General features: G+C 68.9%; 11 protein-coding genes. 3 read left to right on the forward strand and 8 right to left on the reverse strand.

Going from position 1 to position 12,562, the window contains the following annotated elements; genetic code table 11:
- Positions 1 to 12 precede the first annotated feature (12 nt).
- Positions 13 to 1,119, forward strand: a complete 1,107-nt coding sequence (locus TU31_RS14285; RefSeq protein ID WP_042154321.1) for a TerD family protein — start codon at positions 13 to 15, stop codon at positions 1,117 to 1,119.
- 110 nt (positions 1,120 to 1,229) lie between these two features.
- Here the strand turns inward: TU31_RS14285 and TU31_RS14290 are convergent, their stop codons facing one another.
- From TU31_RS14290 to TU31_RS14315, 6 genes are all read right to left on the reverse strand, one after another.
- Positions 1,230 to 1,982 (reverse strand): TerD family protein, encoded by a 753-nt coding sequence (locus TU31_RS14290; RefSeq protein WP_181018603.1) that lies wholly within the window; start codon positions 1,980 to 1,982, stop codon positions 1,230 to 1,232.
- An 89-nt stretch (positions 1,983 to 2,071) separates the two neighbouring features.
- Entirely contained in the window at positions 2,072 to 3,205 is a 1,134-nt protein-coding gene (locus TU31_RS14295; protein ID WP_042154325.1) for a DUF475 domain-containing protein, read from the reverse strand.
- A 53-nt stretch (positions 3,206 to 3,258) separates the two neighbouring features.
- Entirely contained in the window at positions 3,259 to 3,834 is a 576-nt protein-coding gene (locus TU31_RS14300; protein ID WP_042154327.1) for a TerD family protein, read from the reverse strand.
- 191 nt (positions 3,835 to 4,025) lie between these two features.
- Positions 4,026 to 4,601, reverse strand: a complete 576-nt coding sequence (locus TU31_RS14305) for a TerD family protein (RefSeq protein ID WP_042154329.1) — start codon at positions 4,599 to 4,601, stop codon at positions 4,026 to 4,028.
- 162 nt (positions 4,602 to 4,763) lie between these two features.
- Entirely contained in the window at positions 4,764 to 5,222 is a 459-nt protein-coding gene (locus TU31_RS14310; RefSeq protein ID WP_042154332.1) for a peroxiredoxin, read from the reverse strand.
- Positions 5,223 to 5,370: 148 nt separating this feature from the next.
- Positions 5,371 to 5,802 carry a DUF3052 domain-containing protein gene (locus TU31_RS14315; RefSeq protein WP_006605843.1) on the reverse strand — a complete coding sequence of 144 codons (432 nt, stop codon included), beginning with the start codon at positions 5,800 to 5,802 and terminating at the stop codon, positions 5,371 to 5,373.
- A gap of 515 nt (positions 5,803 to 6,317) precedes the next feature.
- Between TU31_RS14315 and aceE the strand changes: the two genes are divergently transcribed.
- Positions 6,318 to 9,050: a pyruvate dehydrogenase (acetyl-transferring), homodimeric type gene (gene aceE / locus TU31_RS14320; protein ID WP_042154334.1), complete on the forward strand. Its 2,733-nt coding sequence runs from the start codon at positions 6,318 to 6,320 to the stop codon at positions 9,048 to 9,050.
- 125 nt (positions 9,051 to 9,175) lie between these two features.
- Here aceE and TU31_RS14325 read toward each other — a convergent pair whose 3' ends face one another.
- Together TU31_RS14325 and TU31_RS14330 are read right to left on the reverse strand one after the other, a co-directional pair.
- Positions 9,176 to 9,589, reverse strand: coding sequence for a peptidase inhibitor family I36 protein (locus TU31_RS14325; RefSeq protein WP_042154336.1), 414 nt, complete (start codon positions 9,587 to 9,589; stop codon positions 9,176 to 9,178).
- A gap of 540 nt (positions 9,590 to 10,129) precedes the next feature.
- Positions 10,130 to 11,731 (reverse strand): MFS transporter, encoded by a 1,602-nt coding sequence (locus TU31_RS14330; protein WP_042154338.1) that lies wholly within the window; start codon positions 11,729 to 11,731, stop codon positions 10,130 to 10,132.
- 115 nt (positions 11,732 to 11,846) lie between these two features.
- On the opposite strand from TU31_RS14330, the gene TU31_RS14335 reads away from it, so the two are divergent.
- The gene (locus TU31_RS14335) at positions 11,847 to 12,500 is read left to right on the forward strand and encodes a TetR/AcrR family transcriptional regulator (RefSeq protein ID WP_042154340.1); all 654 of its coding nucleotides are present in this window, start codon (positions 11,847 to 11,849) and stop codon (positions 12,498 to 12,500) included.
- The last annotated feature ends 62 nt before the right edge of the window (positions 12,501 to 12,562 follow it).

Genomic DNA, 12,562 nt, shown 5'->3' on the forward strand with positions numbered 1-12,562 from the left:
CAGGATTACGGCATGACGCACGCGATGCTGAAAGGGTCGAACGTACCCCTCGATGCCACGGCTGTTCGGGCCGTCCTGCGCTGGACGCCCGGCGCCGGTGTCCCCGATGTCGACGCCTCGGCCCTGCTGGTGAGCCCCGAGGGAAGCGTGCGCTCCGACGAGGACTTCGTCTTCTACAACCAACCGCGCCACCCCAGCGGCCTGGTGCGGCATCTGCCCAAGACCCAGCTCACCGACAAGCTGACCGACACCATCGAGGCGGATCTGGCGGCGCTGGACCCGTCGGTGGACCGGGTCGTGCTGGCCGCGTCCTCGGACGGTGGCGCGTTCGCGGGCGTCACGGATCTCCAGGTCCTGCTGTACGACGCGGCGGCGAGCGACGGCGAGCCGCTCGCGGTCTTCGACGTGGTGCCCGAGACGGGCGATGAGACGGCCCTGATCTGCGGGGAGTTGTACCGCCGCGCCGACACCTGGAAGTTCCGGGCGCTGGGGCAGGGGTACGAGACCGGACTGGTCGGCCTGGCGACCGAGTTCGGGATCTCGGTGGACGAGAACGAAGCAGCCTCCGGACGTTCCGCTCCGCCGGCCTCGGAGGCACCGGTGTCGGCGGCGCCCGCCTCGGAGCCCACGGCCGACAAGCCGTCCACGGAGGGCGAGCCCGGCCCGTCCTCCGCAGCCCCCTCCGACTCCCCCGTGACCCCGCCGCCCAGCGCCTGGCCGGAAGAGGCCTCAGGCCCGCCCTCCGCGGCGGACCCGCAGACGTCCCCGACGGCGGACCCCGATGCCGTCACCCAGCATGTCGCGGACGCGCTGCCGGAGCCGGGTTCCTCCGCACCGCCGCCCCTGGCCGCCGCTCCCCCTGCGGCACCCCCGCCCACGAGTGGCGGCTACGGCTACCCGCAGCACGTTCCGCCGCCGCCGACGCAGCCCCCGGCCCAGCCCGCCTACGGCTACCCGGGGCCGCCGCCCCAGTACCAGCCGCCGCAGCAGCCACCCTCCGCGTACGGCGCTCCGCAGCCGCACCCGGCCTCGACCTACGGCTACCCGATGCAGCAGCCGTTCGTACCGGACCCGTCCTTCGTCCTGCCGCCCCAGGGACCGCAGTTCCAGCGCCGTTAGCGGAAAGCCGGCGTGGCCGCCCCACCGGCAACCGCACACCCCGGAAGCCCGCCACCCAGCGGCGCCCCGGCGGCACGCCGCACCGTCAGCGCGCCGCACGGGGGCGCGGCTCACACCTTGGTCTTGTAGCCCCGCCCCCACTGGAGCCCCCAGCCGTACAGCCGGTCGAGCTCCGCCTGGAAGCCGTAGACGTACTTCACCTCGCGGCGCACCGTCAGCTCGTCCTTGGTGTTCTCCAGCATGAAGACGGCGCAGGAGCGGGCCTGCGGCGCCCGCTCGTCCAGTTTGACGTCCACCCGCGGTCCGCTGCTCGGGTAGAGCGTCACAACGGCATGTGTACGGTCGAACGCCGGTGTGCCGTCGTAGATGTAGACGAAGATCAGCAACCGCTTGATCTCGTCGCGGTGGTCCAAGTTGATGTAGAGCGTCTCGCCGGATCCCGAACCGAAGCGGTCGTCACCGCTGAGCTTGACGTACGGCGACCCGTTGAGGTCACCCAGAAAGTTGCCCAGCGGCTGCACCACGCCCCTGGTGCCGTCCTTGAGCTCGTACAGACAGGCCAGGTCGAGGTCGACATTGACCACGGCCGGTCCCTGCGCCTGCACGATCTCGGGCTTGAACAGCTTGCCCGGATTCCGCAGCAGCCCGCCCCTGCCCTGCCCGCCCCGCTCATGAAGGTCCGAGGTCCGCATCTGCCAGTGCAGATTGACCCGCAGATGCCCGGTGGCGGCCCCCTGCTTGGTCAGGGAGACGACCGGATTCCGTTTCGTCAGCTCGACGACGTACGAAGCGCCACCGCTGTCGAAGTCAAACTTCTGCGCGCCACCGCGCCACAGCTTCCCCAGGAACGACACCCTGCCCACCCCATTGCTCGGCCCCAACTACTGCGGGGGCGGCCCGAGGTCCGCACCTCAAGCCGCCCCGCAGAGAGCGTTCCTCAATCAGCGCCGCGTCACACTCCGGACACGACTTCCGGCTTGTCTCCGGAGGTGTCTCCCGGCTTGCCCTCACGCCGGTTCCGGATCACGGAGGAGGCGAACGAGAGGCCGATCAGTACGACACCGACCAGGCCGGTGATGACCTCGCTGATCTCGTACTTGATCGTGATGAGCAGGATGACGGCCAGCGCGCCGATCGCGTAGTGGGCTCCGTGCTCCAGGTAGACGTAGTCGTCCAGGCTTCCCTTGCGGACCAGGAAGACCGTCAGCGACCGGATGTACATCGCGCCGATGCCCAGGCCCAGCGCCATCATGAAGATGTCGTTGGTGATCGCGAAGGCCCCGATGACGCCGTCGAAGGAGAAGGACGCGTCGATGACCTCGAGGTAGAGGAACATGAAGAACGCGGCCTTGCCGGCCAGGCCGACGGCCGAGCCGTTGCCCTTCGTGGCGGGAGCCGCCGCGGCCTCGTCGGCCTCCTCGTCCTCGTCTTCGTCCTCCAGCTTGGCTTCGAAGTAGCCGGAGACACCGCCGACGATGAGGTACGTGATGAGGCCCGCGACGCCGGACAGCAGCACCGTGGCGCTCTTGTCACCGCCGCCGTGCGCGACGTCGGTGGCCACGGTCATCGCGGCCACCAGCAGGGCGACCAGCGCGATGATGACGGACAGCGTGTCCAGCTTGCCGATCTTGGCCATCGGCTTTTCGATCCAGGACAGCCACTTGTAATCGCGCTCCTCGAATATGAAGTCGAGGAAGATCATCAGCAGGAAGATACCGCCGAAGGCCGCGATGGCCGGATGGGCGCTGGTGACCAGTTCCTGGTATTGCGCCTTGTCATTGATGGCGAGGTTGATCGCCTCGATCGGTCCCAGCTTCGCGGTGATCGCGACAATGGCGACCGGGAACACCAGCCGCATGGCGAACACGGCGATGAGGATGCCGACCGTAAGGAAGATCTTCTGCCAGAAGGCGTTCATCTTGCGCAGGATGCCTGCGTTGATGACGGCGTTGTCGAACGAGACGGAAACCTCCAAGACGGACAGGATCCCGACAATCGCCAGCCCCTGCCACCCCCAGAGCACGCCCGCCAAGGCGAGGCCGAGCGCCGTGATGGCGAACGACCAGCCAAAGGTTTTCAGGAGCACTGCCTACCCAATCCCTCGCTGTGTGGGGTCCCCCGCGCGCAGCGCGCGGCGCTTTACGAAACGTTGACCCCGAAGTCTAGAGCGATGCCCCGGAGGCCTGACGCGTACCCCTGCCCCACCGCCCGGAACTTCCATTCGCCGTTGTAGCGATACACCTCGCCGAAGATCATCGCGGTTTCGCCGGAGGCGTCCTCGCTGAGGTCGTAGCGGGCGAGTTCGCTGCCGTCGGCCTGGTTGACGACGCGGATAAAAGCATTGCTGACCTGGCCGAAGCTCTGGCCGCGCTGATCGGCCTCATGAATGGAGACCGGAAAGACGATCTTGTCGACCTGCTCGGGCACCTGGGAAAGATCCACCAGGATCGACTCGTCGTCGCCCTCACCTTCGCCGGTGAGGTTGTCCCCGGTGTGCTCGACCGAGCCCTCGGGACTTTTGAGGTTGTTGTAGAAGACGAAGTACTCGTCCCCCAGCACCCGGCCCGACCCGCACAGCAGCGCGCTGGCGTCCAGGTCGAACGGCGCTCCGGTCGTGGACCGCGCGTCCCAGCCGAGGCCCACCATGATCTGCGTGAGATTCGGTGCGGCCTTGGACAGGGAGACATTGCCCCCCTTGGCAAGCGTGACGCTCATCGTTCGCTTCCTCCCCGGTGTCGGTGCGGGCCCGCCCGGCGCGCGGCCCGCAACCCTCGTTCAAGCGCGTCCGGCGCCGCACTCCCCGGACAGGGACGTACGGCGCCGGACGCGGTGGTTCCTGGCTCGGGCAGCCGCTACAGCGGTGCTGCCCGGCCGGACGTCGGCGATCGGACCTCGGGTCCGGCCGGTCAGACGTTGACGCCGAAGTCCTGGGCGATGCCGCGCAGGCCCGAGGCGTAGCCCTGGCCGATGGCCCGGAACTTCCACTCGGCACCGTTGCGGTACAGCTCGCCGAAGACCATGGCGGTCTCGGTCGAGGCGTCCTCGCTCAGGTCGTAGCGCGCCAGCTCATTGTTGTCGGCCTGGTTGACGACGCGGATGAAGGCGTTGCGGACCTGGCCGAAGCTCTGCTGGCGGGTCTCGGCGTCGTAGATCGACACCGGGAAGACGATCTTGGCGACATCGGCCGGCACCGCGGCCAGATTCACCTTGATCTGCTCGTCGTCACCCTCACCCTCACCGGTGATGTTGTCACCGGTGTGCTCGACCGAACCGTCCGGGCTCTTCAGGTTGTTGAAGAACACGAAATTCTGGTCGTTGGCCACCTTGCCCTGGTCGTTCGTCAGCATGGCGCTGGCGTCCAGGTCGAAGTCCGTACCGGTGGTGGTACGCGCGTCCCAGCCCAGACCGACGACGACGGCGGTCAGATTGGGGGCTTCCTTCGTCAGCGAGACGTTGCCGCCCTTGCTGAGGCTGACTCCCACGAGTCCTCCCATAGATTCGAGGGGTACCTGCGCCCCCATCGTGCATGGCATCGGATCAACGAATTGATCCTAGTGACCGGTTCCCACCGATTGCAGATATCGCACCTGGATCATGCGGATGTCGGCCCGGCGGGCGCAGCGGTGGCCGGGGCAGGCGCCGGATCAGAGGTTGCCGAGCGCCTTGACGTAGTCGTTCAGGTCGCGGGCGTCGGGCAGGCCGTTGACGACCGTCCAGCGCACCACGCCCTCCTTGTCGATGATGAAGGTGCCGCGCACCGCGCAGCCCTTCTCCTCGTCGAAGACGCCGTACGCCCGTGATGCCTCGCCGTGCGGCCAGAAGTCGGACAGCAGCGGGTACTCCAGGCCCTCCTGCTCGGCGAAGACGCGCAGCGAGAACGGGGAGTCGTTGGAGACGGCCAGCAGCTGGACCTCGTCGTTGACGAACTTCGGCAGCTCGTCACGGAGCGCGCAGAGCTCGCCGGTGCACACACCGGTGAAGGCGAAGGGGTAGAAGAGGAGGACGACGGCCTTCTCGCCTCGGAAGTCGGAGAGCTTGACCAGCTCGCCGTGCTGGTTCTTCAGCTCGAAATCCGGAGCCTTCGTGCCGACCTCGATCGCCATGGGGTGCTTCCCTTCCGCTCACTCTCTACAGGACGCGACCAACCCTACGCGCAGCGGTGCACGCCCGGGGAACCCCTCCTGAACAGGGCCGAGCCCCCTCCGGAACAGGGCGGAGGGGGCTCGGTGGCGAACGTCGAGTCGGTGCGGCTCAGCGCTTGCCGGACTTGGGTGTGACCAGGCGGCTGCCGGTCCAGTCCTTGGCCGCGTTGATGCTCTTGGTCTGGGACAGACCCGCGGTCTGCGCGGCCTCATTGATGTCGCTCGGCTCGACGTAGCCCTCACGGCCGGTCTTCGGGGTCAGCAGCCAGATCTGCCCGCCCTCGTCGATCAGGCCGATGGCGTCCACCAGCGCGTCCGTGAGGTCGCCGTCCTCGTCGCGGAACCACAGCACGACGACGTCGCAGACGTCGTCGTAGTCCTCGTCGACGAGATCCTGGCCGATCACGGTCTCAATGCCTTCGCGGAGATCCTGATCGACGTCGTCGTCGTAACCGATCTCCTGGACCACCTGTCCGGGCTCGAACCCCAGCCTGGCGGCAGGGTTGGTCCGCTCCTCCGCGTGGTCCGCGGTCGCGCTCACGGATTGCCTCCTGTCATGTTTCGGAAATGCTCGGGGACCCCGCGCGTGCGCGGAGCATTGGGCGTAGTCCACACGGGCCGGGCGGATCGCGCAAGTACCCGGCGGTCCAGACCGCCGAAACGGTGACGTTTGGACGCGTCTCGCCGCAACCACGACCCCAGCAGGACAGGCCGAAGTGATTCACGCCACAGCCTTCTCCAGGGTTTATCGGGTACTCGCGCGGGACTGGTCCCTTCGGGGGGCGGCCGCGGCTCGCGGACCTGATTTCGGGGTCCGCACGTCCGTACGCGAAGCACTTTCGACATGGGCGTATGGTTGCGATTTGGCCGACCAAAGAAATCGGCCTTTTCAGCGCCATCTCTCTACCGATGGGTTACCCATCAGTAGAGGTGACGTATCCGTGTGGCTCGGTACACGATGGAAGACGGCGCGACACCAAGGCAGAGACAGCATTCGTCCGTGCGCAGCATCAAAATCCTGCCGGGCACGACACGAACCGAACACGAAGGAACAGCGTGGCTTCCGGATCCGATCGAAACCCGATCATCATTGGCGGCCTTCCCAGCCAGGTCCCGGACTTCGATCCCGAAGAAACCCAGGAATGGCTCGACTCGCTCGACGCGGCCGTCGACGAGCGAGGCCGGGAACGTGCCCGCTACCTCATGCTCCGCCTGATCGAGCGCGCCCGCGAGAAGCGTGTGGCCGTGCCCGAGATGCGCAGCACGGACTACGTCAACACCATCGCGACCAAGGACGAGCCGTTCTTCCCGGGCAACGAGGAGATCGAGCGCAAGGTCCTGAACGCGACCCGGTGGAACGCCGCCGTGATGGTCTCGCGCGCTCAGCGTCCGGGCATCGGTGTCGGCGGCCACATCGCCACCTTCGCCTCCTCCGCCTCCCTCTACGACGTGGGCTTCAACCACTTCTTCCGGGGCAAGGACCAGGGTGACGGCGGCGACCAGATCTTCTTCCAGGGCCATGCCTCGCCCGGTGTCTACGCCCGCGCGTACCTCCTGGACCGGCTGTCCGAGGGCCAGCTCGACGCCTTCCGGCAGGAGAAGTCCAAGGCTCCCGACGGGCTGTCCAGCTACCCGCACCCGCGGCTGATGCCGGACTTCTGGGAGTTCCCGACCGTCTCCATGGGCCTCGGCCCGCTCGGCGCGATCTACCAGGCGCGGATGAACCGCTACATGGAGGCGCGCGGCATCGCCGACACCTCCAAGTCGCACGTCTGGGCGTACCTCGGCGACGGCGAGATGGACGAGCCCGAGTCGCTCGGCCAGCTGTCCATCGCCGCCCGTGAGGGCCTGGACAACCTGACCTTCGTCGTCAACTGCAACCTCCAGCGCCTCGACGGCCCGGTCCGCGGCAACGGCAAGATCATGCAGGAGCTGGAGTCGCAGTTCCGCGGCGCCGGCTGGAACGTCATCAAGCTGGTGTGGGACCGCAGCTGGGACCCGCTGCTCGCGCAGGACCGCGACGGCATCCTGGTCAACAAGCTCAACACCACCCCCGACGGCCAGTTCCAGACCTACGCCACCGAGACCGGTGCGTACATCCGCGAGCACTTCTTCGGTGACGACCACCGGCTGCGCGCGATGGTCGAGAACATGACCGACGACCAGATCCTGCACCTGGGCCGTGGCGGTCACGACCACAAGAAGATCTACGCGGCGTACGCGGCGGCCAAGGCCCACAAGGGCCAGCCGACGGTGATCCTCGCGCAGACCGTCAAGGGCTGGACGCTCGGTCCGAACTTCGAGGGCCGCAACGCGACCCACCAGATGAAGAAGCTGACGGTCGAGGACCTCAAGGGCTTCCGTGACCGGCTGCACCTGCCGATCCCGGACAAGGACCTGGAGGACGGCCTCCCGCCGTACTACCACCCGGGCCGTGACTCCGAAGAGATCCAGTACATGCACGACCGCCGCAAGGGCCTGGGCGGCTATGTGCCCACCCGTGTCGTGCGCGCCGAGCCGCTGAAGCTGCCGGACGACAAGGCCTACGCGGGCGCCAAGAAGGGCTCGGGGCAGCAGAAGATCGCCACGACCATGGCGTTCGTCCGGGTCCTGAAGGACCTGATGCGGGACAAGGAGATCGGCAAGCGCTTCGTGCCGATCGCGCCGGACGAGTACCGCACCTTCGGTATGGACGCGTTCTTCCCGTCGGCCAAGATCTACAACCCGCTGGGCCAGCAGTACGAGTCGGTCGACCGCGAACTGCTCCTGGCCTACAAGGAGTCGCCGACCGGCCAGATGCTGCACGACGGCATCACCGAGGCGGGCTGCACGGCGTCGCTGATCGCGGCGGGTTCCGCCTATGCGACGCACGGCGAGCCGCTGATCCCGGTCTATGTCTTCTACTCGATGTTCGGGTTCCAGCGCACCGGTGACCAGTTCTGGCAGATGGCCGACCAGCTCGCCCGCGGCTTCGTGCTCGGCGCCACCGCCGGCCGTACGACGCTGACCGGTGAGGGTCTCCAGCACGCGGACGGCCACTCCCAGCTGCTGGCCTCGACCAACCCGGCCTGTGTCGCCTACGACCCGGCCTACGGTTACGAGATCGCGCACATCGTCAAGGACGGTCTGCGCCGGATGTACGGCGAGAACGCCGAGGACATCTTCTACTACCTGACCGTCTACAACGAGCCGATCCTGCACCCCGCGGAGCCGGCCGATGTCGACGCCGAGGGCATCCTCAAGGGTCTGCACCGCGTCAAGCCCGGCGAGAAGGGCGAGCACAGCGCCCAGATCCTCGCCTCGGGTGTGGCGGTGCCGTGGGCTGTCGAGGCCCAGCAGATCCTCGCGGACGAGTGGAACGTCAAGGCCGATGTCTGGTCGGCGACGTCCTGGAACGAGCTGCGCCGCGACGCGGTGGAGATCGAGGAGCACAACCTTCTGCACCCGGAGGAGGAGCAGCGCGTCCCGTACGTGACGCGGAAGCTCCAGGGCGCCGAGGGCCCGAAGATCGCGGTCTCGGACTGGATGCGTGCGGTTCCGGACCAGATCGCGCGCTGGGTCCCCGGCACGTACCAGTCGCTGGGTGCCGACGGCTTCGGCTTCGCGGACACCCGTGGTGCGGCCCGCCGCTTCTTCCACATCGACGCGCAGTCCATCGTCCTGAGCGTGCTCACCGAGCTCGCCAAGGAGGGCAAGGTCGACCGGTCGCTGCTGAAGCAGGCGATCGACCGCTACCAGCTCCTGGACGTCACGGCCGCCGACGCGGGTGAGGCCGGCGGCGACGCCTGACCTCTCCGCGGCCTGCCGCCGCACCGCTTCCGCCGCGCCCCCCGACCAGCGCCCTTCGCCGGTCGGGGGGCGCGGTGCTGTGCGACGGGGTACACGGGCGGGCGGCCGGCCCACGGGCCGCCGGTTCAGCGCTCCCATACCTTGAACGCCCTTACCCGGTACGGGGACCGGGGCACCCAGCTACCGCCGCCCGGATAGGTGTCGAACTCGGCGGTCTCGGCGCATTCCCCGCTCTGGTAGGTGGTGACCGGCCGGCCGGTGCGGTTGGCGAGGGCGGCGGCGCTGCTCCCCTTGGGCAGCGGGACGCAGCGCTCGATATCGGTGCCGGACAGCTCGTAGGTCCGCCGGCCGCCGCGGAAGCCGGCCGTCGGCCAGAGGCAGAGCTGACCCGCATCGCAGGCGCCGGAAGCGGCGGTGCGACGGCCGCCGGCCGCGTGGGCGGCCGGGGTGCCGAGGGTCGGCGGCGCGGCGAGTGCCGCGGTCAGTGCGGCCAGCAGGCCGGTCAGCAGCGCGGTGGTCCGGAACGTTTGCAGGCGCATGAGATCTCCCCCGTGGAGTACGACGCTGAGGCCCCGCGGCGGGCCGGTTGCCCGCGGCGGGTTCGTCATCGAGCTTCGCGAGGGCGGGGTGCGGCTGCCAAGCCCGTGGCGGCGCTACCACCCGGATCAGGTATGTGGACAGCCCACCTCGCCAGGCCGCGGCGGCCGGGGCGCGAGGTTGACGTGCGGCGGGGCGGCGCGGGCGGGCCGCGGAACCGTTCCTCCCGGTGTCTGCCGGGGTGTGGTGGCCGCGGGTGGTACACCGCGCGCCGTAGTGGAGCGGCGGGGTTCCCGGACCGGCTCATCCGGATGAGGGATTCGGCCCGCCAAGAGAGGCCAACTGCCGCCTGGGACAAGGCGGATGGGGGCCGGCGGAGGTCCGGGGCAGCTGGTTGACGGGCGGGCGCGGCGACGCGGTGGCGCGGGGCCGGGAAGGGCGGTGGCGCGGGGCCGGGAAGGGCGGTGGGTCGGGCGCTGCGTACGGACCCCGGGTGGTACGTCGCTCCGCGGGGCGGGGCGCCGTACCACCGGGGGCGCCGGTCAGATGTGGCCGACGCCGGCGCCCGCCTCGGCGTTCGCGCCGCGCTTGGTGAAGAAGGCGACGACCGCCGCGACGACCGCCACACCGCAGGCGACCGTGAAGGCCTGGCCCATGCCGGACACGAAGGTGTCGTGGGCGACGGAGGTGATCTTCTGGGCGAACTCCGGCGGGGTGCCCTTCGGGATCGGTGCGATACCGGCCGAGACGGCGTCGGAGAGCTGGGACGACTGCGCGGGCGGAACCGGCGGGAGGCCGGCCGACCGCCAGTTGCCCGGGAGGTCGCTGTCGACGCGGGAGGCCATCACCGCGCCGAGCACGGCCGTACCGAGGCTGCCGCCGACCTGCATGGCGGCCTGCTGGAGACCGCCGGCGACACCGGAGAGCTCCAGCGGGGCATTGCCGACGATGACCTCGGTGGCGCCGACCATGACGGGCGCGAGGCCCAGGCCGAGCAGCGCGAACCAGAGGGACATCAGGCCGGTGCCCGTGCCGGTGTCGAGGCCGGACATGCCGTACATGGCGACGGCGGTGAGGACCATGCCGCCGACCAGCGGGATGCGCGGGCCGAACTTGGTGATCAGGGCGCCGGCCAGCGGCGAGCCGACGATCATCATGCCGGTGAGCGGCAGCAGGTGCAGACCGCTGTCGACGGGCGTCATGCCGTGCACGTTCTGGAGGTAGAACGTCACGAAGAACAGGCCGCCCATGAAGGCGAAGGCCATCAGCACCATCAGGACGGTGCCGGCGGTCAGCGGCAGGGAGCGGAACATCCGCAGCGGGATGAGCGGTTCGCGGACCTTGCTCTCCAGGAGGGCGAACAGGGCGAAGAGGACCACGGAGGCGATCAGGAAGCCCCAGGTCTTCATGCTGTCCCAGTGCCACTCCCCGGCCTTGATCAGGGGCCAGATGAGGCAGAACATCGCGCCGGAGAGCAGCACGATGCCCGGGATGTCGAACGAGCGGGGGGCGTTCTCCGCGCGGTGGTCCTTGAGGATCACCAGGCCGAGGACGAGGGCCAGCACACCGACCGGGACGTTGATGAAGAACACGGACTGCCAGTTGACGTGCTCGACCAGCAGTCCGCCGACTATCGGGCCGCCGGCGGTGGAGGCGCCGATGACCATGCCCCAGATGCCGATCGCCATGTTGAGCTTCTCGGCCGGGAAGGTGGCACGCAGCAGCCCCAGCGCGGCGGGCATCAGCAGCGCGCCGAACAGGCCCTGGAGCACTCGGAAGGTGATGACCAGCGCGACCTCCTCGGAGAACCCGATGGCGGCGGAGGCGGCGGCGAAGCCGAGGATGCCGATGAGGAAGGTCTGGCGGTGGCCGAAGCGGTCACCCAGCTTGCCCGCGGTGATCAGCGCGATGGCCAGCGCGAGCATGTAGCCGTTGGTGATCCACTGCACGTCGGCGAGCGAGGCGCCGAGGTCCTGCTTGATGGCCGGGTTGGCGATGGCGACGATCGTGCCGTCCAGGGCGACCATCATGACGCCGATGGCGACGGAGAAGAGGGTCAGCCACGGATGACCGCGCAGTCCCTTGGGGGGATCCGGTACGGAGAGGTCCGGCGCCGCTTCGGCGACCGGGGTCTGAGAACTCATACGCCGAGGCTAATGTCAGCCGCTGACAATTGACAAAGCATTTCATGAGTCGGTAACTGTCATCTCGCTCACAGGTAACCTGAGCAGCGAGAACACCACGGAAAGGCGGCTCAGGATGGCGACCCCGACGCCGCATACGGCGCCCGCGGGCCTGCGGGAACGGAAAAAGCAGCGCACCCGCGACGCGCTGATCCGCGCGGCGCTCGAACTGTTCACGGAGCAGGGCTACGAGACGACGACGATCGACGAGATCGCGGAGGCGGTGGATGTCTCCCAGCGGACGTACTTCCGCTACTTCGCGAACAAGGAGGACGTCGCCTTCGCCGTCCAGGAGACGGTCGAGGCGCGCTTCCTCGAAGCGCTGGCCGCACGGCCCGCGGCGGAGGCGCCGCTGACCGCCCTGCGCAGCGCCGTGACGGTGGCCTGGGACGACATCGGCGACGCCATCGAGTCGGTGATCCCGGTGGAGCTGTACATGCGCTCGTTCCGGATGATCGAGTCGACGCCCGCCTTGATTGCCGCGCACCTGCGGCGCTCCTCCGAAATGGAGGAGCAGATAGCGCGGCTGATCGCCCGGCGCGAGGGGCTGGACATGGACACCGACCCCCGGCCTCGGGTGCTGGTCGCCGCGTTCGGCGGGGTGATGCGGGTGGCGGGTCAGGTGTGGGGCGAGGGCCAGGAGTGCAGCGTGGCGTCGATCCGTGAGCTGACCAAGTCGTATCTGGACCACATCGGGCCGGCCATGGAGGACGACTGGCGGGCGCGCTGAGCCCACCGGCGACGGCCCGGCGGACGCGCCGGGCCGGGCGGAATCGGTGGCTCCACCGATGG

It is taken from the genome of Streptomyces lydicamycinicus (assembly GCF_000829715.2).
GTDB classification, from domain to species: Bacteria; Actinomycetota; Actinomycetes; order Streptomycetales; family Streptomycetaceae; genus Streptomyces; species Streptomyces lydicamycinicus.